This is a genomic window from Microbispora sp. H11081 (genome assembly GCF_012999535.1).
In the GTDB taxonomy this organism is placed as follows: domain Bacteria; phylum Actinomycetota; class Actinomycetes; order Streptosporangiales; family Streptosporangiaceae; genus Microbispora.
The window spans coordinates 505948-527201 of the sequence record NZ_JABBWV010000002.1 but is presented as its reverse complement, the minus strand read 5'-3'; the positions used below and the strand labels follow the sequence as shown (position 1 = coordinate 527201).

The 21254-nt window shown below is 74.2% G+C and carries 20 protein-coding genes; 6 read left to right on the top strand and 14 right to left on the bottom strand.

Features of this window, described 5'->3' with window-relative positions:
* Positions 1 to 8: 8 nt before the first annotated feature.
* Positions 9 to 1118 carry an exo-beta-N-acetylmuramidase NamZ domain-containing protein gene (locus tag HHX31_RS07455; protein ID WP_169946390.1) on the top strand — a complete coding sequence of 370 codons (1110 nt, stop codon included), beginning with the start codon at positions 9 to 11 and terminating at the stop codon, positions 1116 to 1118.
* A gap of 2 nt (positions 1119 to 1120) precedes the next feature.
* Here the strand turns inward: HHX31_RS07455 and HHX31_RS07450 are convergent, their stop codons facing one another.
* From HHX31_RS07450 to HHX31_RS07400, 11 genes are all read right to left on the bottom strand, one after another.
* On the bottom strand, positions 1121 to 1996 hold the full coding sequence (locus HHX31_RS07450; RefSeq protein WP_169946388.1) for a GNAT family N-acetyltransferase: 876 nt from the start codon (positions 1994 to 1996) through the stop codon (positions 1121 to 1123).
* Positions 1993 to 3012: an ABC transporter ATP-binding protein gene (locus tag HHX31_RS07445; protein ID WP_169946386.1), complete on the bottom strand. Its 1020-nt coding sequence runs from the start codon at positions 3010 to 3012 to the stop codon at positions 1993 to 1995. Before HHX31_RS07445 ends, HHX31_RS07450 begins: the two co-directional genes overlap by 4 nt.
* The gene (locus HHX31_RS07440) at positions 3009 to 4067 is read right to left on the bottom strand and encodes an ABC transporter ATP-binding protein (RefSeq protein ID WP_169946384.1); all 1059 of its coding nucleotides are present in this window, start codon (positions 4065 to 4067) and stop codon (positions 3009 to 3011) included. The genes HHX31_RS07445 and HHX31_RS07440 overlap by 4 nt, the downstream gene beginning before the upstream one ends.
* Positions 4068 to 4072: 5 nt before the next feature.
* Complete coding sequence (locus HHX31_RS07435) at positions 4073 to 5005, bottom strand: ABC transporter permease (protein WP_169946382.1); 933 nt, start codon at positions 5003 to 5005, stop codon at positions 4073 to 4075.
* Positions 5002 to 6036 carry an ABC transporter permease gene (locus HHX31_RS07430; RefSeq protein ID WP_169946381.1) on the bottom strand — a complete coding sequence of 345 codons (1035 nt, stop codon included), beginning with the start codon at positions 6034 to 6036 and terminating at the stop codon, positions 5002 to 5004. Before HHX31_RS07430 ends, HHX31_RS07435 begins: the two co-directional genes overlap by 4 nt.
* Complete coding sequence (locus HHX31_RS07425; protein WP_169946379.1) at positions 6033 to 7853, bottom strand: ABC transporter substrate-binding protein; 1821 nt, start codon at positions 7851 to 7853, stop codon at positions 6033 to 6035. Before HHX31_RS07425 ends, HHX31_RS07430 begins: the two co-directional genes overlap by 4 nt.
* Before the next feature lie 149 nt (positions 7854 to 8002).
* On the bottom strand, positions 8003 to 9475 hold the full coding sequence (locus HHX31_RS07420) for a glycoside hydrolase family 3 protein (protein WP_169946377.1): 1473 nt from the start codon (positions 9473 to 9475) through the stop codon (positions 8003 to 8005).
* A gap of 81 nt (positions 9476 to 9556) precedes the next feature.
* The gene (locus tag HHX31_RS07415; protein WP_311931646.1) at positions 9557 to 10555 is read right to left on the bottom strand and encodes a BadF/BadG/BcrA/BcrD ATPase family protein; all 999 of its coding nucleotides are present in this window, start codon (positions 10553 to 10555) and stop codon (positions 9557 to 9559) included.
* An 85-nt stretch (positions 10556 to 10640) separates the two neighbouring features.
* Positions 10641 to 10865, bottom strand: coding sequence for a hypothetical protein (locus HHX31_RS07410; RefSeq protein WP_169946375.1), 225 nt, complete (start codon positions 10863 to 10865; stop codon positions 10641 to 10643).
* A gap of 148 nt (positions 10866 to 11013) precedes the next feature.
* Positions 11014 to 11781 (bottom strand): SDR family oxidoreductase, encoded by a 768-nt coding sequence (locus HHX31_RS07405; RefSeq protein WP_169946373.1) that lies wholly within the window; start codon positions 11779 to 11781, stop codon positions 11014 to 11016.
* Positions 11782 to 11900: 119 nt separating this feature from the next.
* Positions 11901 to 12857 carry an SDR family NAD(P)-dependent oxidoreductase gene (locus tag HHX31_RS07400; RefSeq protein WP_169946371.1) on the bottom strand — a complete coding sequence of 319 codons (957 nt, stop codon included), beginning with the start codon at positions 12855 to 12857 and terminating at the stop codon, positions 11901 to 11903.
* A gap of 100 nt (positions 12858 to 12957) precedes the next feature.
* Between HHX31_RS07400 and HHX31_RS07395 the strand changes: the two genes are divergently transcribed.
* From HHX31_RS07395 to HHX31_RS07380, 4 genes are all read left to right on the top strand, one after another.
* Entirely contained in the window at positions 12958 to 13881 is a 924-nt protein-coding gene (locus HHX31_RS07395; protein WP_169946369.1) for an AraC family transcriptional regulator, read from the top strand.
* Positions 13882 to 14012: 131 nt separating this feature from the next.
* Positions 14013 to 14588 carry an MFS transporter gene (locus HHX31_RS07390; RefSeq protein ID WP_169946367.1) on the top strand — a complete coding sequence of 192 codons (576 nt, stop codon included), beginning with the start codon at positions 14013 to 14015 and terminating at the stop codon, positions 14586 to 14588.
* A gap of 170 nt (positions 14589 to 14758) precedes the next feature.
* Complete coding sequence (locus HHX31_RS07385) at positions 14759 to 15334, top strand: copper chaperone PCu(A)C (protein ID WP_169946365.1); 576 nt, start codon at positions 14759 to 14761, stop codon at positions 15332 to 15334.
* Complete coding sequence (locus HHX31_RS07380; protein WP_249345691.1) at positions 15327 to 16538, top strand: Dyp-type peroxidase; 1212 nt, start codon at positions 15327 to 15329, stop codon at positions 16536 to 16538. Before HHX31_RS07385 ends, HHX31_RS07380 begins: the two co-directional genes overlap by 8 nt.
* A 108-nt stretch (positions 16539 to 16646) precedes the next feature.
* On the opposite strand, the gene HHX31_RS07375 is transcribed toward HHX31_RS07380, so the two are convergent.
* The gene (locus HHX31_RS07375; RefSeq protein ID WP_169946363.1) at positions 16647 to 17387 is read right to left on the bottom strand and encodes a YcnI family protein; all 741 of its coding nucleotides are present in this window, start codon (positions 17385 to 17387) and stop codon (positions 16647 to 16649) included.
* A 101-nt stretch (positions 17388 to 17488) separates the two neighbouring features.
* The gene (locus HHX31_RS07370; protein WP_169946361.1) at positions 17489 to 18082 is read right to left on the bottom strand and encodes an MFS transporter; all 594 of its coding nucleotides are present in this window, start codon (positions 18080 to 18082) and stop codon (positions 17489 to 17491) included.
* 216 nt (positions 18083 to 18298) lie between these two features.
* Here HHX31_RS07370 and HHX31_RS07365 point away from each other — a divergent pair, with 216 nt between their 5' ends.
* A complete protein-coding gene (locus HHX31_RS07365) occupies positions 18299 to 20179 on the top strand; it encodes a cytochrome c oxidase assembly protein (protein ID WP_169946359.1) in 1881 nt (626 codons plus the stop codon).
* On the opposite strand, the gene HHX31_RS07360 is transcribed toward HHX31_RS07365, so the two are convergent.
* Positions 20139 to 21182, bottom strand: a complete 1044-nt coding sequence (locus HHX31_RS07360) for a LacI family DNA-binding transcriptional regulator (protein WP_169946357.1) — start codon at positions 21180 to 21182, stop codon at positions 20139 to 20141. The genes HHX31_RS07365 and HHX31_RS07360 overlap by 41 nt on opposite strands.
* Between the last annotated feature and the right edge of the window lie 72 nt (positions 21183 to 21254).

Below are 21254 nucleotides of genomic sequence, written 5' to 3'. Positions count from 1 at the left end.
AGTGCTTGATGGGTCATCGCGTGCGTACGGGTCTCGAGCGGCTGGCGGGCGTGCCGGGCGCCGGACGCGGACGGGTCGGGCTCGTCACCAACCCCACAGGGGTCCTGCCCGATCTGACCGCCGCCGCACCCGCCCTGCTGGCCGCGGGAGTGCCCGTGACCACGTTGTTCAGCCCTGAGCACGGCCTGCGCGGCACGGCGCAGGCGGGCGGCGGCGAGGGCGACTCCACCGACCCGGTCACCGGCCTGCCCGTGCTCGACACCTACCGGCGGTCGGGCGACGAACTGGACGCGCTGGTCGCGTCGTCCGGGGTGAAGGCGCTCGTCTTCGACGTGTGCGACGTGGGCGCGCGTTTCTACACCTACGTCTGGACGATGTACGACCTGATGGGCTCGGCGGCCAGGCTCGGGCTGCGGTTCACCGTGCTCGACCGGCCCAACCCGATCGGCGGCGCGGTGGCGGAGGGCCCGGTGCTCGACCCGGCGTTCGCGAGCTTCGTCGGCCGCGCCCCCCTGCCCGTACGGCACGGCCTCACGCCCGGCGAGATCGCGCTGACCGTCAACCGCGCGCTCGGCGCGGATCTGGAGGTCGTGCCCGTGGAGGGCTGGCGCAGGGAGTGGTGGTTCGACCGCACCGGGCTGCCCTGGGTGATGCCGTCGGCCAACATGCCGACCCTCGACACCGCCCTGGTCTATCCCGGCACCGGGCTGCTGGAGGGCGTGAACGCCGCCGAGGGCCGCGGCACGACCCGGCCGTTCGAGCTGGTCGGCGCGCCGTACGCGGACGGCCGGTTCGCGTCGGCGCTCAACGACCTCGGCCTGCCCGGGGTGCGCTTCCGCGACACGTGGTTCACCCCGACCTTCGGCAGGCACGCGGGCGTCGGGGTGCGCGGCGTGCAGTTGCACGTGACCGACCGGCGGGCCTTCCTGCCGGTGCTCACGGGCGTGTCCGTCCTGCACGTGCTGCGGGCCCTCTATCCGGGCGACTTCGGCTGCGAGCCGTTCCTCGACCTGCTGTGGGGCTCGGCGTCGCTGCGCGAGCACCTGGAGGCAGGCCTCGACCCCAGGGAGCTGTGCCCCCCGCCTGGCCCGCCCCGGGGTGAGCTGCTGTACCGCTGACATCAGTCCAGGGCGCGGCGGTAGAGCCAGAACACCCGCTCGGCGCGGGCGCCCACCGCCCGGGAGTAGAAGCGGATCGGGCCGACCCAGCCGATCTGCGCGGACGTCTGGCCCGCGGCGGCCTGGTCGGCGAGGCAGCGGCGCAGCAGCACCCGGCCCACGCCGAGCCCGCGGGCGGCCTGCGCCGTGCCCATCGGGCCGAACCACAGCGGCCGGGCGCCCCAGGCGGCGAAGCCGAGGATCTCCCCGTCGCGCTCCGCGTAACGGAGGCCGGTCGCCTGCGCGGCCTCCCAGGCCCAGTTGTCGTTCCACTGCCCGCGGACGAAGTCAGCGATCTCCGCTCGCTCACCGGCCGGCGCCGCCGCGACCGTCACTCCGGCCTCGGCGAGCTTCGCGAGGTCGGCCTCGTGCTCGGCCTCGTCGTAGCGGGCCGGCAGTTCCGCCGTCATGTTCCAGGCGACGCGGTAGCGCTCGTAGCCCATGCGTTCGGCCAGGCAGGCCGCCGGAGTGTAGCGCACGTCGATCCCCGGCCAGGCGTAGCAGGGCGGGTTGCCGGCGAACCTCGCCTCGGTGGCGCCGTGTGCCCGCATCCACTCCTCGGCCGCGCCGGCGAGCGCCCGCCCGATCCCCCGGCCCTGGGCGGCGGGATCCACGGCGATCAGGTCGACGTGGCCCGTGGTGTGGCCGCCGTCCACGCCGACGGAGGCGAACACGACGCCCTCGCGGCCCGGCGTGGACAGGACGGTCCACTCGCGCTCCGGCGGCGGGTCGGCCAGCCGCCGGACGACCGGCGGGGCGTCCGCGGCGTCCGCCCACAGGGCGGCGGCCGCGACGTCCGCCACCCGGTCGTCGACGGCGACAGGGGCGATGTCCGTCACTCGCCCACCCCCACCGGGATCACGGCACGCCGCTGGGGATGGAAGCAGGCGTGCTCCTGCTCGGCCGGCGTTCCCTCCCCGCCGTAGCGGCCCAGCACGGGCATCTCGCTCTCGCAGCGTTCGGTGGCGAACGGGCAGCGCCGCGCGAACAGGCACCCGCCGTCGGGCAGCCCCTCCCGCTGCATCTCCCGCGGCACGACCCGCTCCGCGCCCGGCCTCTCCAGGCCGTGCAGCACCGGGGTCGCCGACAGCAGCGACTGCGTGTACGGGTGGACCGGGTCGGCGATGATCTTCTCGGTGGCGCCCCGCTCGACGACCTGACCGCGGTAGAGCACGTACAGCTCGCCGTCGCCGCCGATGTAGCGGGCGGTGGCGATGTCGTGGGTGATGAACAGCACCCCGACGCCGAGCCGCTCGCGCAGGTCCCTCAGCAGCGCGAGGATGCCCAGGCGCAGGGACACGTCGATCATCGAGACGGCCTCGTCGGCGACCAGGACCTCCGGGTCCATGGTGAGCGCGCGGGCGATCACCACGCGCTGGCGCATGCCGCCCGACAACTGGTGGGGGTAGCGCGGCAGCACGTAGCCGGGGTCGATGCCCACCATCGCCAGCAGTTCCTCGGCCCGATCGTCGATCCACGACCTCGACCGGCCCGTCTGCCCGGCGCGCAGCCGCAGCGGCGCCTCCAGCGCCTGGTGGATCGTCCTCGTGGGGTTGAGCGCCGAGTAGGGGTCCTGGTGGATGAGCTGGACCCGGCGGAAGTACGGCTGCCGCCTGCGGTGGCTCAGCGACGACATCGGCACGCCGTCGATGACGATCTCGCCGGAGTCGCACGTCTCCAGCCCGGCGACGATCCGGCCGAGGGTGGTCTTGCCGCTGCCCGACTCGCCGATGAACGAGACGGAGCCGCCCTTGGCGATGGCGAAGTCCACGCCGCGCAGCGCGCGCACCTCGCGGCCCCCGAGCAGCCCGCCGCGCTGCCTGAAGACCTTGGTGATGCCGGTCCCCGTGATCACACGAACTCCTTCCGCTTGACCAGCGTGAGGTGGCGGTCGGTGGCGTGGCAGGCGACGGTGCGGCCGTCCCTGTTGACGGCCATGGGCTCGTCGGTCTCGCACACCTCCAGGCGCCGCTCGCAGCGCTCGCGGAACACGCAGCCCTGCGTGGGCAGCGTCCCGAGCGTCGGCGGACGGCCGGGCAGCGCCCTGGCCAGCGACAGGTCGCCGGTCAGCCGCGGGATCGCCCTGATCAGGCCCTGCGTGTAGGGGTGGTGGGCGTCGCCGAGCACCTCGGTCACCGGGCCGTGCTCGACCACCCGCCCGCCGTACATGACGGCGAGGCTGTCGGCGACCTCGGCCACGGCGCCCACGTCGTGCGTGATCACCAGTGTGGTGAGACCCCGCTCCTCGTGGACCTCGCGGATGATCCGCAGGATCGTGGCCTGCGTGATCATGTCGAGGGCGGTGGTGGGCTCGTCCAGGACGACGACCTTGGCGTTCAGGGCGAGCGCGAGCATGATCCCGACCCGCTGGCGCATGCCGCCGGACAGCTCGTGCTGGTAGGAGTCGAGCACGCGGGCGCCGTCCATGCCCATGCGGGCGAGCAGGTCCTTGGCGTCGCGCACCAGCGCCCGCAGGTCCGCCACGTCGTGGGAGCGGCCGAGGTCGAGCAACTGCTTGCCGATGGTCTTCAGGGGGTTCAGCGAGTTCTGGGCCGCCTGGAAGACGTACCCGACCTGGCTGCCGCGGGCGCGCCGCAGGTCCTCGCCCCGCAGCGTCAGCACGTCGCCGAGGCCGTCGATCTCGACGGTGCCCGCGGCGATCCTGCCGGGCGGCTGCACGGCGTTGAGCAGCGAGAGCGCGAGCGTCGACTTGCCAGAGCCGGACTCGCCGACGACGCCGGTGATCGTGCCGGGGGCGAGCGTGAGGTCGACGCCGCGTACGGCGGGCAGCTCTCCGGACGGCGTCTTGTAGACGACCGTGAGGTCCCGGATCCGGACCCCCGGTGCTGCTATGTCACGTGCTTCGATGTCACGTGCTGCCGGGTGCCGTGCGGCCGTGTGAGCGGTCATAGGGGCTACTCCTCCCGCAGGCGGGGGTTGAAGATCTCGTCCATGGCGTCCACGATCAGCACGATGCCCAGGGTGAGCAGCAGGATCGCGATCAGCGGGGCCAGCAGGTACGGCAGCGCCGCCGGGGTGGTGAGCGCCCCGCCGTTGAACACCGCGAGGTTCAGCATCACCCCCCAGTTGTTCGACTCGAACGGCAGCACGCCGAGGAAGAACAGGCCCACCTGGGCGTACACCGCGCCCGTTACGGCGATGAGCATGTTCATCGCGATGTACGGCGCCATGCTCGGCAGCAGTTCGCGGCCGATGATGTGCCGCGTCGGCAGGCCGAGGCCGCGGGCCGCCTCGATGAAGCCGCGCTCGCGCAGCGACAGCGTCTGCGACCGCACGGCGCGGGCGATGCCGCCCCAGCCGAGAATCCCCAGCACCAGGCCCATCTCCAGCGGGCTCTCGAACTTCCACACCGTGGACAGCACGAGCAGCAGCGGCAGGCCGGGGATCGCGAGGTTCATGTCGGTCAGCCGCATGAGCAGCGTGTCCCACCGGCCGCGGTGGAAGCCCGCGACCAGCCCGATGAGCGTGCCGAGCGCGACCGTGATGACGGCCGTGGCCAGGCCGGTCAGCAGCACGTAGCGGGCGCCCGTGATGACCAGCGCGAGCACGTCCGTGCCCTCGAAGTCGGTGCCGAAGGGGTGGGCCAGGCTCGGCGCCGCGTACAGCGCGTTGTCGTCGCGCGGCAACTGGGCGGGGTAGAGCAGCGGCCCCGCAACGCCCATGAGCGCGAACACGGCGACGATGACCACGCCCGCCATGCGGCTGGGCTTGCGCCGCAGCACCCGCCACACCCCGCGCCAGAAGTTGCGCCGCAGCGTGGCCCGGGTGCTCCTGGCCGGCGCGGCGCCGGGATCGATCGCCCCTCCGGGGCTGACGATGACGGTCATGCCGCGCCTCCGCTCCTGACCCGCGGGTCGATCGCCGTGTACAGCAGGTCGGCGGCGATGTTGGCGACGACGATGCCCACCGTGATCACCAGGAACGTGCCGCCCATCAGGGCGTAGTCGCGGCTGCTGATGCTGTCGACGAGCAGCAGGCCGAGGCCCGGGTAGTTGAAGATCTGCTCGATGAAGATCGAGCCGCCGAACAGCATGCCGATCGACAGGGCGAGGATCGTGAACAGCGGCAGGATCGCGTTGCGCGCGAGATACCGGAACACGAAGCCGCGCCGCAGCCCGCGCAGTTCGGCCGCGAGGATGAAGTCGTCGCCGAGCACGGCGACCACGTTGGACTTCATCGCCAGGATCCATCCGCCGTAGCTGGCCAGCGTGTACGTGACGACCGGCAGCACGGCGTGGTGGACGAGCGAGCCGATGTAGCCGGCGTTGAAGCCGGGGACGAACTCGACGTCGACCGGCCCGCCCGACGGCATGATCGGCCACAGGGTTGCGAAGATCGCGGTGAGCAGCAGGCCGATGACGTACACGGGCACGCCGTGCAGCAGCGAGCCCGACAGCGCGAGCATGTCGCCGAGCTTGCCGGACCGCTTGATCGCGGCGTAGACGCCCATGGTCACGCCGAGCAGGAAGCTCAGCAGCGTGCCGGCGAGTACCGGCAGCACGGTCCACCGCGCCGCGTGCCCGATCAGCGTGGTCACCTCCACCCCGGGCGTGCTCAGCGAGCGCCCGAGGTCGAGGTGGAGCAGCGAGCCCATGTAGCCGACGTACTGCTCCCACAGGCTGCCGGTGGGCAGGAAGCCGTACAGGACGGCGGTGGCCCGCTCGGCCTGCTCGGGCGACATGCCCTTCTGGATCAGGCTCTCGTACTGCCCCAGCACGGGGTTGCCGGGAATCTCCCGGATGATGACGAAGCTGATGGTGGCGACGACCCAGATCATGACCAGGCCGCGAACCACATGGCCGCCGGCCTTCCTGGCGACGGCGCCCAGCCGGGGACGCCCCGGGACCGCGTGCGTCATGCCTGCACCTTCTCCGACTTTTTGATCATCCCGAGCTGCATCCACACGCCGGACGACAGCCGCAGGGACTCGTCGTCGTCGGGCGGGAATGCCGTGTACCGGGTGGTGTTCACGAACTGGGTGTTCACGTAGTCCCACAGCTGGACGACGGGGAGCTGCTCGTTGGCGACCCTGGCCAGGACGCCGACGATGCGCTTCTGCTCGTCCTCGGACGCGAAGCTCAGTTTGCTGGTCAGCTGGCCCGGGTCGACCATGCCGGCGGCGCGGGCGTCGACCTTCTCCGGCCCGCCCATCCAGTTGCCCTCGGTGCCCGGCGCGACGTGGCGCAGCCTGCCGCCGAACATCTGCCAGCCGTTCGCCTGCCCGAACAGCCGCTGGAAGATGTTGTACGGCGAGGGGCCGAGGCCGATGAGCCAGAACCCGAGGTCGTACTTGCCCTCGGCGAGCTCGCCGAGATAGAGCGTGTAGTCGGCCGCGGTGACCACGCTGGCGTCGATGCCGTGGTCGCTGAGCTGGCTGGTGATCGACTTGGCCGCGGCGACCCAGTCGGAGAACGACGCGGGCACGTGGATGCGGACCTTCCACGGGCTGCCGTCCGGCAGCGCCCACCGGCCGCCCCGCTTGGTCATGCCCGCCGCCTTCAGCTCGGCGTCGGCCTTGGCGGGGTCGACCCGGTAGGGCTCCAGGGTGTCGAACCCGTCGCCGAGCCAGGCCCTGGCCGCCTTGGCGTGGATGCCCGAGGTGGTGGCGGCGGGGGTGCCGCCCTCCGGCGAGGCGATCTTGGTGACCTGGGCGCGGTCGATCAGGTAGGCCATCGCCCGGCGCACGTGCACGTTGTCGTACGGCTTGTGCGACTGGTTGAACGCGAGCGACACGGCCACCGGCGAGTAGCCCTTGATCACCTTGCTGCCCTTGGCGTCGCGGATGCGCTCCATGACGGCGGTGGGCACGGAGGTGAAGGGGGCGTTGTCCAGCCGGCCGGCGATCAGGTAGTTCCAGATCTGCTCGTTGCCGGTGTAGTTGAGGATCTTCACCTTCTCCGGCGCGATGTTCTGCCTGGCGTAGAAGTAGGGGTTGCGCTTCAGCAGCGCCGCGCCCGGGTTCACCCGCTCCAGCACGAACGGTCCCGCCGACACGTCGTGGCCGGGGTCGAAGGCGATGACCTTCTCCGCGAGCCCGGTGATCTGGTTCTTCGCCTTCTCGGCCACCTCGCCCTGGCCGCGCTGGGCGACCTTGAGCGTCTCCCAGAATCCGGCCGGCAGCAGCGTCCCGAACACGTGCGCGGGCACGACCACGGTCGACAGCAGGTTCGCGAGGAACGTCGAACTGCGGTTGGCGCCCTGGGTCACCCGGATCGTCTTGGGGTCGACGACCTGGATGTCGGCGGCGGCTCCGGCCGCCTTGGGGTCGAGCGCGTACGCCGTGCCGCCCTGGGTGTAGGCGAGGCCGACGGAGACGCGCACGTCCTCACTGGTCACCGGCTTGCCGTCGGACCACCTGGCGTCGGGCTGCAGGTAGATGACGACCTCAGACCGGTCCGCGGACATGCTCCAGCTCCTGGCGATGGCCGGGTAGAACTGGTTCGGATCCGTGGGGTCGTTCTTGGGCCACGCCAGCGCCATGCCGTTGTATCCCGAGAAGACCGATCCGACGGGGTTGAACGGGTTGATCGGCGCGCTGGCGTTGATCTGCTTGCTGCCGTCGATCGTGGTGTACACACCGTCGCCCTGCTGGGCGGTGTCCGTCGTACCGGTAGTGCCGCAGGCGGTGGCTGTGACGATCGACGCCAGAGCCACGATCGCCGCGAGTCGCTTCATGGGCTGCTCCTGGTTCCCGATTGCCTGGACAATACGGGCGCTCGCACGATGGCGTCAATTTTTTCCACGCAGAGACGCTTAAGTGGAGAAAACTTTTACCAGGGCTGCTACCTGCGGATACTTCCCTGACAGCAGTGCCCGGAGGTGGGTCAGCCGCCTCCGGTGAGCCAGCGGGCCGCGGCCCGCGCGCAGGCCGTGGAGCTGCCGTGGGTCGCGAGATACAGCCGCCCGGCGGGCGGCCCCGGCACCCCGGTCTCCACCACGATCGCGTCCGGGCGGGCCCACAGCGCCTCCTCCAGGAGCCGCCGTATCCAGGCGTGCCGCACGGCGTCGTGGACCGCGATCACCACAGGGCGCTCCGCCTCGCCCAGGTCGGGCAGCCGCCCTTCCTCGTCCACCTCGGCCGTCCGCGTCCCCGGCAGGAGTTCGCCGAGCGCCTCCCCCAAGGTGAGCGGGGTCGCGCGGCCGACGGCCTGGCTGGGCCGCGCCGCCAGGCGCACCACCAGCGGCGCCCGGGTCAGCGCTCCCCCGGGCTCCGCCGGGGTCGCGCGCAGCGCCGCCGTCGCCGCCACCAGGCCGAGACCCTCGTCGGCGTCGTCGCGGGCCACCGCCTTCCTCGCCTCCGCCTGCGCGTCGTACCACGCGGCCAGGTCCGCGACCCGGCCCGCCGCCTCGGCCAGGCGCTCCTCCGCCAGCCGGCCCTCGCGGACCGCGCAGGTGATCGCGTCGCGCAGGCCGTACACGCTCTCCCCCCTGGCCGAGGACACCCCGACGCAGACGGCGTCCGCGCCCGCGGCCAGCGCGCGGACCGCGATCTCGCCGGGCGGGTGCAGGGCGGCGACGGCCCGCATCTCGATCGCGTCGGTCACCACCAGCCCTTCGAACCCCAGTTCCTCCCGCAGCAGGCCGGTCAGCACCGCCCGGCTCAGCGTCGCGGGCAGCGCGTCGACGGCGGGGACGAGCAGGTGCCCGCACATCACCGCGCGCACCCCGGCCGCGATGGCGGCCCTGAAGGGCGGCAGGTCGCGCCGTTCCAGGACCTCCCGTGAGGCCCGTACGGCGGGCAGCGCCAAGTGGGAGTCGGTCACGGTGTCGCCGTGCCCGGGGAAGTGCTTGGCGCAGGCGGCCACCCCCGCGCTCTGCAGTCCCTCGATCCACGCGGCGGCGTGGCGGCCGACCTCCCCCGGATCGGCGCCGAAGGAGCGCACGCCGATGACGGGGTTGCGGGGGTCGGCGTTGACGTCCACGACCGGGGCGTAGTCGAGGGTGACGCCCACGGCCGCGACCATCCGGCCGATCTGCCGCGCCACCCGGCGGGTCAGCGCCGGGTCTCCGGCGACGCCCAGCGCCAGGTTTCCCGGCCACGAACTGCCGCCCGCGGCCTCCAGCCTGGTGACGGAGCCGCCCTCCTCGTCCACGGCGACGACCACGTCCGGCCGTTCCCCGCGCAGCGCGGCGACCAGGGCGGCCGTCCCCTCCTGGCCGGTGACGTTGCGCGCGAACAGGACCACGCCGCCCAGGCCGTCCGCGAGCGCCCGCCGCAGCCAGGCGGGCGGCTCCGTGCCGTCGAAGCCGGGCTGGAGCACCGCCATCGCCATCCGGTCCAGCTCGCGGTCACCCATGCCGCCTCCTTGCCGGGCGGCTCGAAGCCGGATCGCGCCCGAGGCGCGCGCAGTGCTCGCCGACGCGTTCGCTTCGCACGCTCATGCGCCCTCCTGCCCGATCAGCGCGCGGTGCGCCTCGGCGGCGCGCGGGTCGCCGGGAAGGGCCGCGCGCACCGCGAGCGCTGCCGCGCCGGCCGCGGCGTCCCTCACGCGCACCAGCGTGGCCCGCCTGCCCAGCTCGGCCGTGACCAGGTGGGCGAGCTCGGTCGGCTCGGTCAGCAGCGACCCCGCGAGCACCAGGGGCCCACCGCCGCCCGCCGGCCGCGCCGCCCCGGCGGGTTCCCCTGTGACGACCCGTGCCGTACGGCACAGCCGGCGCGCCGCCTCCGCGACGACGCCACGGGCGACCTCGTCTCCCTCGTGGGCGGCGGCGTCCACCACGGGCGCGAGCGTGCCGAGCCAGGCGGGGCCGGCCTCGGCGACCCGCGCGTACACGGCCGCGACCAGGGCCTGGGCCAGCGCGGGCCCGTCGTCCTCGCCGGCCGCCCCGGCGCCCAGCACGGCCTCGGCCACACGGGCGACCAGCACGGTGGGCGCGCCACGGCCGTCGATCGCGTTCAGCGCCGCGGCCGCGGCCCGGCGGCCCAGCCACACCCCCGAGCCCTCGTCGCCCAGGATCCAGCCGAGGCCGTCGGCCCGCCGTACGACCCGGCGGTCGCGGACACGCGCGCCGATCGCGCCGGTGCCTGCCACCAGGACGGCGCCGTCCGGCTCCTCCGTGGCCCCCGCGAAGGCGACGAGCACGTCGGCGACCACCGCGGGCCGCCCGGCGAGCCCCGCCTCCCGCCAGGCCCGCTCCGCGGGCTCCGCCGCGCGGGCCGCTCCGGCCAGGCCGAACACGCCACCGGCGACCGACGTGCGATCCAGGCCCGCCAGCGCGCCGAGCAGCGCGGCGCGCAGGTTGGCGGCCGGGTCGGGGACCGAGATCGCGTTGGCGCCGCCGGCCCGCCCGCGTCCGGCGATCTCGCCCGACTCGGTGGCCACGACGCAGCGCGTGCTGGTGCCTCCCCCGTCCACGCCGACGTACAGAGCCCCCACGGCCGCCCCCCTGCAGATCTCTTCCATCAACCTACAAGGCGGCGGAAATTCTTTTCAACGGCCGCCGGCGGCGTGGGGGACCCGCCTATTTCTTGCTGTCGGTGAGATCCACGAGCGCGGTGGCCGCCCGGAAGAACTTGTTGCGGCCGAGGTCGCCGACCGTCTTGATGTGGAACGCCTTCTGCAGCATCTCCGCGTCCGACGCGCTCACCCCGGAAAGCGCGTCCACCGGCGCCTTGATGATCTCGTCCAGGGTCTTGTCCTCGTACTCGCGGTCGAGCAGCTTCGCCAGGTCAGCCGATACAGCCATGGTTCCCCCCATAGAGAATCGCCCCCGATACCTCTTGAAGTGCCCAAACGACCCATTTCCTAAGCCACGCGGGCGCGGCGCCGACGGGAGGCCGGGAGCCATCGGGGCTGCCGGGGCGCCGGTCGACCGGACCGGCGCCCCGGCCTTCTCAGGCCCTCGCCCGGCCCCGCTCCGCCACGTCCTGCCTGAGCCAGTCGGCGAAGCGCGTACGGCCGAGTTCGGCGTCGCCCTCGGGCACCAGGCTGCCCTGCTGGAGCTTGGAGCCGTAGTAGCGGGCGTCCGGGTCGGCCACCACCCGGCGGGAGTCGCCGCGGGCTTCGAGCGCCCGCCTGATCACCTCGTCGAAGCCGAAGCGCTCAGGGCCGGCGATCTCGACGCCGCCCGCGGGCGGGCTCACCGCGGCCCCGGCCACCGCGTCCGCGACGTCCGTGGCCGCGATCGGCTGGAACAGCACCGGCGCCACCCGGACGGTGTCCCCTTCGGTGGCCGCGTCGGCGATGCCGCCGACGAACTCGAAGAACTGCGTCGCGTACACGATCGTGTGGGGGATCGCCGAGGCGGTGATCAGTTCCTCCTGCGCGTGCTTGGCCCGGAAGTACCCGTTCTCCGGCAGCCGGGAGGTTCCGACGATCGACAGCGCGACGTGATGGCCCACCCCCGCCTCCGTCTCCGCCGCCAGCAGGTTGCGGGTGGCGGTGGTGAAGAACTCCAGCACCGGGCCGTCCTCCCAGGACGGCGAGTTCGCCACGTCGACCACCACCGAGGCGCCCTTGAGCGCCTCGGCGAGTCCTTCCCCCGTGACGGCGTTCACCCCCGTCCTTGGAGTGGCCACCACCGCCTCGTGCCCCTGGGCGCCGAGCCTGTCGACGACCCCGCTGCCGATCAGCCCGCTGCCGCCGACGACCACGATCTTCATTGCCGCACCTCCACGATGCTTCCCTTTCGCTCCCCGCCCTTCCGGCGGGGGCGTACGGCAGCTAGGACCGGACAGGCCCCGCTTCTGTGACAGCCAGGGGTGAACGGCCTCCAGGGCGCTCAGCCGAGCGCGGCGCTCGCGTAGTCCCACAGGCGGTCCGCCGCGTCCCCGTCGAGCGCATGGGCCGCCACGCCGCCCGGGACCCCGGGGACGGCGGGCGGGGCCTCCTGGTTGTCCTCGAAGTAGCGGCCGGTCACGCCTTCCACCAGGGGGGAGGCCGCCAGCAGCACCGACACCGCCGCGCCCTGGGCGACCGTCTTGAGGTAGGGCTGCGGGATGATCTCACCGTTCTCGTCGATCGCGCCCATCTCGCGCATGGCCGCTTCGTCCATGTGGCGCGAGAGGTTCGTCAAGATCCAGCCGGGGTTGAGCGCGTTCGCCGTGATCCCGTCGGCCGCCCACCGGCGCGCGCCGACCGCAAGCAGGACGTCCGCCGTCTTGGACTGCGCGTAGGCCGTCCACGGGTGGTAGGGCCGGCGCTCGAACTGCGGGTCGTCGAAGTCGAACGGCGTCGCGGTGTGGGCGCCGGAACTGACGACGACGATCCGGGCCCGGCCCGCCGCCCGCAGGCTGCCGTACAGGCCCACAGTGAGGGCGAAATGTCCGAGATAGTTGGTCGCGAGCTGCATCTCCCAGCCCTGGGCGGTGACCTGGCGGGCCGGCAGCGCCATGACCCCGGCGTTGGCGACCAGCACGTCGAGCGGGCCGCGCCAGTCAGCCACGAACGCCGCGACGGACGACAGATCGGCCAGGTCGAGCGTGGCGGACCGCACGGTTCCCGGCGCGCCGGCGAGGCTCGCCGCCATCGACTCCGCCGCGGCCGCGTCGCGGGTGGCGACGGTGACCTCCGCCCCGGCCCCGGCCAGGACGCGTACGGTCTCCGCGCCGATGCCCGCGGCGCCGCCGGTGACGACGACGCGCCGCCCGGACAGGTCCACCCCCTCGACGACCTCGGCGGCGGTGGCGTGGGAGTGGAACGGAGTGGTGAAACGGACCTGAGTGCTGTTGTTGTTCATGCGGCTACGCTAAAAGCGCCGCATCCGGACGCTCTATAGCGGAAAGTCCGACAGACTTCATCGATCGTCCAACCACCATCTGATCACTCCCGGAGAACCGATGGATCCGCTCGAAGACGTGCTCGCGCTGCTCGGCACCAGGGCGCACCTGTCCACGGGCATGTCGGCGGGAGGCCGCTGGGCCGTGCGCTTCGAGGCGCCGGACGGCGTGAAGTTCAACGCTCTGCAGCGCGGCCGGTGCCTCCTGGACGTCGAGGGCCTCGACGCGCCGATCTCCCTGGCGGAGGGCGACTGCTTCCTGCTCACGCGCCCGCTCGGCTTCACGCTCCTCAGCGACCCGCATGCCGTCCCCGTCGACGCAGGACCGCTGTGGGCGGCGGCCGGTGACGGCCTCCCCCACGTCGGGGACGGAACGGACACGCTTCTCATCGGCGGCCGCTTCTCGTTCGGCGACCGGGCCCGCTCGCTCCTGCTCGACGGGCTGCCGCCGGTCATCCACGTCCCCGCGGAGACCGGCGAGGCGGGCGCGGTTCGGTGGGCCCTCGAACAGATCGACGCCGAGCTCCGGGGCCGGGCGATCGGCTCGACGCTCGCGGCCGAGCATCTCGCCGTGGTCATGCTCATCCACGTCCTGCGGCTGCATCTCGCCCGCGAGCCCCGCGCGGTGTCGGGCTGGCTCTCCGGTCTCGCCGACCCCGTGGTCGCGGCCGCGCTGCGGTCCATGCACGCGCGGCCCGGCCACCCGTGGACCGTCGCGGAGCTGGCCAGGGCCGGCGCGGTGTCCCGGTCCACCCTCGCCGCGCGGTTCAAGGACACGGTCGGCCGCGGCCCCCTGGACTACCTCACCCAATGGCGCATCGAACTCGCCGCCCGGAGCCTGCGCGACGGCGGCGACACGCTCGCCACGATCGCCCGCGCCGTCGGGTACGGCTCGGAAAGCGCCCTCAGCACCGCGTTCAAGCGGATCACCGGCAGTTCGCCGTCCGAGTACCGCCGGCGGGAGCGCGGGCGGGCGGACCCCTGAGCGCCCCCGAGCCCGGGGTCGCGGGCCCGTGGCCGGAGAACAGGCGTCGGCCGCGGGCGGAACGGACCACCAGGGCGACACGGCGTCCCGGAGGGGGGACCGGCCCCCTGGCATGTCATATTGGCAGTGCCATGCAGGTCACGTCGCCGCTCCGCCTCGCCAGGGCCGCCGCCTTCACCGCGGTGTGCCTCGGCCTCGGCGTGCTGGCGCACCTGTTCGGCGGCGGCGCGGTCGCCCCAGACGCGCTCGCGCTCGGGCTGCCCGGGGTGTTCGCCGCCGCGCTGCCCCTGTCCGGCCGGGAACGCACGCTTCGCTCGATCCTCCCGCTGCTCGCGGTCCTGCAGGTCGCGCTGCACGTGCTGTTCGCCCTTTCGTCGCCCTTGTCACCGGCGCCCTTGTCACCGGCGCCCGCCCTGGGCGTCGTGGCCGGGCACCCGCACGCCGGGCCCGGCCTGGGGATGCTCATCGCCCACGGCTGGGCGGTGGTGCTGACGTCGCTGTGGCTCGCCAGGGGCGAGGCCGCCCTGTGGGCGCTGCTGCGGCGGCTCGCCGTACGCCTGACCAGGATCGCCCGCGATCCCGCGCCACCCGTGCGCACGCCCCCTGCGTCGCCGCACCCGGCCGAGCCGCGTGTCCCCCGCTCCGTCGCGCCGCGTCACTGCGTCACCCGGCGGGGCCCGCCACGCCTTCTCCTGCCGTCCCGCTGAGACGGCGCTCCTACCGCGCTCCTCACCGCGCTCCCGGCCGCCAAGGGCTCGGGGCGTGATCACATCTTTCCCGGCGGAGCACGCCCGCGCGCGTGTCCCCGGTTCTCAGCCGCGCCCGGCGCACGGGACGCGCCCGAGTGCCCGCCGGACGACCGAGAGAAGGCTTCCGCATGACCAGCACGACCGTTCACCGTGTCATCCCGGCGGCGATCGCCGCCCTCCTGACCGCGTCCGCCTGCGCCGCTCCGGCCTCCACCACCGCCGTGTCGCCGGTGGCGGCGCAGGTCTCCGCCTCGGCTCCCGCCACAGCGCCTGCCTCCGCGCCTGCTTCCGTGCCCGCCACACCGGCCGCCGCCCCGCTGTCGGTCAGCGATCCGTGGGTGAAGACGGCCCACTCGGGCATGAGCGCCGCCTTCGGCACGCTCGTCAACACCACCGGCGAGGCGATCACCGTCGTCGGGGCGAGCACGCCCGTCTCCCCCTCCGTGGAACTCCACGAGGTCACCGGAGACGCCGGCGCCACGACCATGCGCCGCAAGCAGGGCGGGATCGTGATCCCCGCCGGCGGGCGGCACGTGCTGGAGCCCGGCGGCGACCACATCATGCTCATGGACGTCCGCACGCCCGTCGAGCCCGGCGCCGAGGTGCCGTTCACGCTCACCCTGAAGGACGGCAGGACGGTGTCCTTCACCGCGGTGGCCAAGGACTTCGCCGGCGGCAACGAGTCGTACGCCCCCCATGGGTGAGCGCGAGAACTCGATGGGGCGGCGGCTCACCAGGCGCGGCCTGCTCGCGGGAGGGGCGGCCGCCGCCGCGGCGGCCGCCTGCGCGCCCGTCTCCGCCGTGCCGGCGGCCCGTGGCGCGGCGGCCGGGCCCGCGCCGCTCCCCGGCGGTGACGCCGTCGAGCCCTTCCACGGCGTCCACCAGGCGGGCATCGCGACCCCTCCGCAGACGTTCGGGGTGTTCGCCGGGTTCGACCTGCGGCCGGGGACCGATCGTGCGGCGCTGATCCGCCTGATGCGGCTGCTGACCGACGACGCGCGACGGCTCACCCGGGGCGAGCCCGCCCTCGCCGACACCGACGCGGAACTGGCGCTGCTGCCCGCCCGGCTCACCGTCACCTTCGGGTTCGGCGCCGGGCTGTTCGAGGCGGCGGGGGCCGAAGGCCTGGCGCCGAAGCCGCTGCGAGCGTTCAAGGGCGACGCCCTGCAACCCCGCTGGAGCGGCGGCGACCTGCTGCTCCAGGTGTGCGCGGACGACCGCGTCACGCTGGCGCACGCCTTACGCGTGCTCGTCAAGGACGCCCGCTCCTTCGCGACCGTGCGCTGGACCCAGCACGGCTTCCGGCAGAGCCCGCAGGTCCGCGCGCCCGGCACCACCCAGCGCAACCTGATGGGCCAGCTCGACGGCACCGTCAACCCGACGCCGGGGTCGCCCGACTTCGAGCGGGCGGTGTGGGTGCGCGACGGGTGGCTGCGCGGCGGCAGCACGCTGGTGCTGCGGCGCATCCGGATGGACCTGGAGAAGTGGGACGCCGCGGACCGGACCGCCAAGGAGTTCAGCGTCGGGCGGCGGCTGGACAACGGCGCGCCGCTGACCGGGCAGGCCGAGACCGACGAGCCCGACTTCGCCGCGCTCGGCCCGTCGGGCCTGCCGGTGATCTCCGAGTTCGCCCACATCCGGCGCGTCCGGACGGCCGACCCCGGCCAGCGGATCCTGCGCCGCGCCTACAACTACGAGGACGGCCTCAGCCCGGAGGGACGGCCGGACGCCGGACTGCTGTTCGCGTCCTACCAGGCCGACGTGGACCGGCAGTTCGTCCCGATCCAGGCGCGGATGGCGGAGATGGATCTGCTGAACCAGTGGATCACGGCCATCGGGTCGGCCGTCTTCGCCGTGCCGCCCGGATGCGCCGCGGACGGCTGGATCGGCGAGACCCTGCTGTCCTGATCCGGCCGGGGTGACCGGCCCGCGAGGAGCGGGAGGCCCTGCCGGGTCTCCCGCTCCTCGCGTAAGGCGACTCACGCCCGGGGGCCGAGTCGCCCGTGCTCCCCGGGATCAGCCCCGCGAACGGCGCAGGGCGGTCAGGCCCGCCCCCGCCCCGACCAGGCCGGCGACGAGGCCGACGCCGCCGAGCACCAGGGCCGTGGTGTTCCCGCCCTCGTCCTCGTCGTCGTCCTCGTCGTGGGCGGCGGCGGCCACCGTGGGCTGCGCGGCGGGCGCGGCAGCGGTCGGGGCGGCGGCGTGGCCGTCCTCCCCCTCCGCGGCGGCGACGAGCTTGAGCACCGGCGCGGGGTGCTCGGCCTCTGAGCCGTCGGTCTTCGGCGCGTCCGCCCACTTGACCTCCTCACCGTTGGAGTAGGTCTGCACGGTGGGGAAGGTGAGCGCGTCCACGTTCTTCGGCAGCGGCCCGACAGAGGCCTCGAACTCCTGGAACTGGCCGGACTCGATCTTCCCGCCGGACCAGGTGATCTTCAGCACCGACTCGGTGATCGTGTCGCCGGCGTCCGACTGGACGGGCTTGGGCAGCTTGCCGCGGGTGAGCTTCACGTCCCAGCCGGGCACGGGGCGTACGGACACGAACGGCAGCGGGTGGTCGGTGGGGAACTCGACCTCGACCTTGGTGGTCGAGGCGTTGTCCCGCTCGTTGGGCACGCGGAAGGCGATCTTGGTCCAGCCGCCCTGGACGGCGGTGCCGGGGTTGACGGTGACGTGGGCGAGAGCGGGCACGGCGAGGCCGAGGGTGAGCGCGAGGGCACCGGCGGTGACGGCGGCCGCGCGACGGACGTACGAGGTCATGGGGCTTCTCCAGTCGTCTGCGAGGTTACGAAGGCGCGCGGGGATGCCCCGGGAGGGAAGGGATCGATCCCCCGGAGTCGTGCGCCACCCGCGCGACAGGCTCAGAAGACGGGAAGACCAGGCGGCCCGCGCCGGACGACGACGTGCCGCAGCGCGCCCGCGGTGCGGCCCTCGCCCCCGGCGCCGGGCCGGAAACGCCGGCGAGGACGCCGTGCGGCGGCGAGATCCGCTCCCCGCGGCGCCGTCAGCGCGGCCAGCAGCGCGGCCACGGCCCGCAGGCAGCCGGCCACTCCCGCCCCGGCCGTGCGCAGCACCGTCCACAGCGCCTCCTCGCCGCGGGCCAGCCACCATCCGGTGAGCAGCGCCGCGGTGAGGTGGGCGGTGAGCATGCCGGTCTGCGCGCTCAGGCCGCCGTGCCACGTCGGATGCCTCGCCTCCGTGGCGGAGGCCGTGGCCTCGAGGAGCCAGTGCAGGAAGGCCTGGGCGCCGATCAGCAGGCCGGCGATCGCCTGGGGCGACCGTTGCCTGCCCGCGGCGACGGCCGCGCCCGCCGTGACCACGAGCACGCCCGTGAGGAGCGCGCCCGGCGCGGGCCCGCCTCCGCCGGCGAACCGGTGCGCGCCGACGGCGAGGAGCACGCAGACGGCGGAGAACGAGGCCGCCCGCGCGAGCCGGAGGGAGAGTGAGGCGCGCATGTCGCCGGGATTGTCTCACACCCCGGCGATCTAGGCCGGGTCGTCGGCGGCCCTCCGCACACCACGAGAAACGCGCCGCGACGGCCCCCGGACGAGCCGTGAACGTTTCAACGGAACGCGCTGGCGGCGGCCGGTCGTCAGGCGTGGTCTCCCGCGCGGACACTCGGTGGGCCATACTCGCAATCGATCACCGGTGCCGAGCCGAGGACGCCGACGATGACATCTCCCCAGCGCCTCCGCGGCGTGGTCGTCCCCGCCGTCGCCGCGACGGCGTTCACCGTGCTGCTGGCCGCCCTGTGGTTCGGCGGCGCCCGGCCGAGCCCGGCGATCCCGGGGCTGCCCTCACCCGGTGCGCTGACCGCCTGGGGGCTGCCGGTCGTGCGCCTCGTGCACGACGTCTGCGCCGCCGCCACGGTCGGGGCCCTGCTGGCCGCCGCCGTCCTCTCCCCCGCGAGCGGCAGGGCCGTCGTGCGGGCGGCCGGGGCCTGGGCGCTCGGCTGGGCGGCGAGCGCCGCGGTCACCGAGGTCCTGACGCTGTCGGACTTCCTCGGGCTGCCTCCCGGCGACGCGCTGCGCTCCGGCGCGCTGCCCGCCTTCGTCTTCCACGTCCCGCAGGGACAGGCGTTCCTGACGGTGACGGCCGCGGCCCTGGCGGTCGCCGTCTGCTCGCTCCTGCCGGACGGCCCGCTCCTGCGGCCCGCGCTGCTCGCCGTGGCGGTCCTCGCGCTGCTGCCCCCCGCGTACGTGGGCCACTCGGCCTCGGCGGCCGACCACAACCTCGCCGTCCTCAGCCTGATGGCACACGTCGCGGCCGTCGCGCTGTGGGTCGGCGGCCTGTACGCCCTCCTGGCGCACCTGCGCGCCGCGCCCGCGCTCACCGTCGCCGTGCGCCGCTTCAGCGCGCTCGCGCTGGGCTGCTTCGCCGCCGTCGGGGCGTCCGGCGCGCTCAACGCCTGGGTCAGGCTCGGCTCGCTGCCGCCGCTCTGGCAGTCGCGGTACGGCCTGCTCGTGCTGGCGAAGATCGCCGCGCTGGCCGCGCTCGGCTGGTTCGGGTGGCGGCACCGGCGCGGGACCATCAGGGCGATGGAGTCCGGCGGGGCCCGCGCGCCGTTCCTCCGACTCGCCTGCGGCGAGATCGTGGTGATGGCCGGGGCCCTCGGCCTGGCCGTGGCGCTTGGCCGCACGCCCCCGCCGCCCGCGCCGGCGGCCCCGCATCAGCACGACGCGCTGGGATACGCACTGCCCGCCCTCTCCCCTGGGACGCTCGCCACCGAGGTGCGGCCCGATCCGATCGCGCTGCTCCTGCTGGCCGCGGCCCTCGCCGCGTACCTGGCGGGTGTGCGGCGGCTGTCGCGCGCCGCGCCGCCGGGGGCCGCCGAGCGGTGGCCGGCCGCGCGCACCGCGTCGTGGATCGCCGGCCTGGCCGTGCTCGGCTACGCCACGTCGGGCGGGGTGGCGGCCTACGCGCCCGCGGTGTTCTCCGCGCACGCGGCGCAGTACGCGCTGCTCGGCGCGGTGGGGCCGGTCCTGCTGGTCTTCGGCGCCCCGCTGACGCTGTGGCGGCGGGCGCTCCCGGGCTCGGCGCCCTTCGCGGGCCAGGCGGGCCGCGCGCTGTCCCATCCGGTGACGGCCCTCGCGCTGTACGTGCTGCCGTATCCGGCGCTGTACCTGACGGGCCTGTTCCAGCAGGCCCAGCCGAGCCTCGCCCAGCGACTGGCCGCGCAGACGGTGGTGACGGTCACCGCGGTGCTCTTCCTCGTGGTGGCGGCCGGTGTGGACCCGCCCGCCCGCGCGGTCCGGCCGCAGGCGCGCGTCTGGATGCTCGCGGGGGCGATCGCCGTACGCGCGTGGACGGGCCTGGCGGTGCTCGCGGGGCCGCCGCAGGCTCCGGAGTGGTACGCCGCGCTGGAACTGCCGTGGGCGCCTGAACGGGCGGCCGACCAGCGGCTCGGCGCGTTGCTCGGCACGGGCGTGACCGTCGCCGTGCTCGCGGGCCTGCTCGCGCTGGTGCTCGCCGGGCGGGGCGCTCCGCGGCGGGACACGGCGCCCGGGCCGGTCAGCGCGACGGAGCGGGGCCCGTCGAGTCGCGGACGCTGAGGGTCGTCGCGAGCTGGAGATGGCGGGAGGCGGGCTGGACGCCGTCCGCCATGGCGAGGACGGTCTCGACGGCCATGCGGCCCATGCCGACGAGAGGCTGCCTGACGGACGTGAGCCGGGGCGTGGTCCACTCGGTCTGCGGGGTGTCGTCGAACCCGGTGACCGACAGCTCTCCCGGGACGGCGACGCCCGCCTCCTTCGCCGCCGCGAGGACGCCGACGGCGATCTCGTCGTTGCCCGCCACGATCGCGGTCGGCCGTTCGCCGAGCGCGAGGACGTCACGGCCGTGCCGCAGGCCCGCCTCGACGGAGAAGGCCTCGTTGCGGATCAGCGCGCGGTCCTGCGCGATGCCGGCCGAGTCGAGCGCGGCCTGGTAGCCGTGGAACCGCTCCGCCGAGGGGGCCGAGCCCGGCGGGCCGCCGATCCAGGCGATCCTGCGATGGCCGAGCCTGATGACGTGCTCGGTCGCCGAGCGCCCGCCCGCCCAGTTGGTCGAGCCGATGCTGACGACACGCGACTCCGTCGTGTCGATCGGGTCGATCGTCACGACGGGCATCCCGAGATCCTCCGCGGCGAGGAGCACCGCGTCGGGCACCGCGACGGCGAGCGCCACGAGACCCGCGACTCCGGACTCCTTCTGCTCATCCACCCAGGCACGCGCCGCCGTACGGGTCGTGCTGATCGGCTCGCCGGGCGGCAGGCGGAGGACGAGCTCGGCCTGCGCGGAGGTCGCGGCCATGAGGATCCCCTGGAGCACCGTCCCGGCGTAGCGGGACTCCACGAAGTCGAGCATGGTGACGAGGGCCCGGCCCCGCGCGCGTTCGTGACGCACCGCCGTCGGCTTGTAGCCGAGCTCGGCCATCACCGAGAGGACTCGCTCCCGGGTGCTCCGCCCCACGTCGCTGCGGCCGTTGAGGACCTTGGACGCGGTCGTCGGCGAGACGCCGGCCACTCGGGCGACATCAGCAAGGGTGGCTCGCTCGGAACGACCTCGCCGCACCATCAGGGCTCCTTCCGGCTCCGAAATTTTTTCGAATTTATCATGCGTGATTTTCGCCGATGTAACAGTAGGAAC

Excerpts from the sequence above, each read along its gene's own strand:
- HHX31_RS07455 (WP_169946390.1), top strand. The coding sequence starts at position 9 with ATGGGTCATCGCGTGCGTACGGGTCTCGAGCGGCTGGCGGGCGTGCCG.
- HHX31_RS07440 (WP_169946384.1), bottom strand. The coding sequence starts at position 4,067 with ATGACCGCTCACACGGCCGCACGGCACCCGGCAGCACGTGACATCGAA.
- HHX31_RS07435 (WP_169946382.1), bottom strand. The coding sequence starts at position 5,005 with ATGACCGTCATCGTCAGCCCCGGAGGGGCGATCGATCCCGGCGCCGCG.
- HHX31_RS07430 (WP_169946381.1), bottom strand. The coding sequence starts at position 6,036 with ATGACGCACGCGGTCCCGGGGCGTCCCCGGCTGGGCGCCGTCGCCAGG.
- HHX31_RS07425 (WP_169946379.1), bottom strand. The coding sequence starts at position 7,853 with ATGAAGCGACTCGCGGCGATCGTGGCTCTGGCGTCGATCGTCACAGCC.
- HHX31_RS07420 (WP_169946377.1), bottom strand. The coding sequence starts at position 9,475 with ATGGGTGACCGCGAGCTGGACCGGATGGCGATGGCGGTGCTCCAGCCC.
- HHX31_RS07410 (WP_169946375.1), bottom strand. The coding sequence starts at position 10,865 with ATGGCTGTATCGGCTGACCTGGCGAAGCTGCTCGACCGCGAGTACGAG.
- HHX31_RS07405 (WP_169946373.1), bottom strand. The coding sequence starts at position 11,781 with ATGAAGATCGTGGTCGTCGGCGGCAGCGGGCTGATCGGCAGCGGGGTC.
- HHX31_RS07400 (WP_169946371.1), bottom strand. The coding sequence starts at position 12,857 with ATGAACAACAACAGCACTCAGGTCCGTTTCACCACTCCGTTCCACTCC.
- HHX31_RS07395 (WP_169946369.1), top strand. The coding sequence starts at position 12,958 with ATGGATCCGCTCGAAGACGTGCTCGCGCTGCTCGGCACCAGGGCGCAC.
- HHX31_RS07390 (WP_169946367.1), top strand. The coding sequence starts at position 14,013 with ATGCAGGTCACGTCGCCGCTCCGCCTCGCCAGGGCCGCCGCCTTCACC.
- HHX31_RS07385 (WP_169946365.1), top strand. The coding sequence starts at position 14,759 with ATGACCAGCACGACCGTTCACCGTGTCATCCCGGCGGCGATCGCCGCC.
- HHX31_RS07380 (WP_249345691.1), top strand. The coding sequence starts at position 15,327 with ATGGGTGAGCGCGAGAACTCGATGGGGCGGCGGCTCACCAGGCGCGGC.
- HHX31_RS07375 (WP_169946363.1), bottom strand. The coding sequence starts at position 17,387 with ATGACCTCGTACGTCCGTCGCGCGGCCGCCGTCACCGCCGGTGCCCTC.
- HHX31_RS07370 (WP_169946361.1), bottom strand. The coding sequence starts at position 18,082 with ATGCGCGCCTCACTCTCCCTCCGGCTCGCGCGGGCGGCCTCGTTCTCC.
- HHX31_RS07365 (WP_169946359.1), top strand. The coding sequence starts at position 18,299 with ATGACATCTCCCCAGCGCCTCCGCGGCGTGGTCGTCCCCGCCGTCGCC.
- HHX31_RS07360 (WP_169946357.1), bottom strand. The coding sequence starts at position 21,182 with ATGGTGCGGCGAGGTCGTTCCGAGCGAGCCACCCTTGCTGATGTCGCC.